This window comes from Pseudomonas sp. FA-1, from assembly GCF_056856075.1.
The window spans coordinates 1-253 of the sequence record NZ_JBWXTH010000063.1 but is presented as its reverse complement, the minus strand read 5'-3'; the positions used below and the strand labels follow the sequence as shown (position 1 = coordinate 253).

The window sequence follows — 253 nt, the reverse complement described above, 5'->3', positions numbered from 1 at the left end:
GTTCGCTGCCCTTGCTGCGCAGCAGGCTCCAGCCACCCAGGGTCGGGGCGCTGAGCAACACGCTACCGAGTTTGAGGGCCTGGCGTCGCAACATGATCAGTCACCGTCGTTGGCCTTGAAGCCCAGCTGGATGTTCAACGCCGTGGCCAGCTCGCCGTCGTGCAGGCGGTGGACGACGGTGAGGCGGTCGTAGATTTTGTCCCAGGCCTGCGTGCCAGCGTCGTCGGCGAGCAGCTCGCCCAGGGTCCTCTGG

1 pseudogene is annotated in these 253 nt (G+C 66.8%); it reads right to left on the bottom strand.

Annotation, left to right across the window (positions count from 1 at the left end):
- Positions 1-96: 96 nt before the first annotated feature.
- A pseudogene (locus AC1MHZ_RS23480) lies at positions 97-253 on the bottom strand (imelysin family protein); the annotation flags it as partial.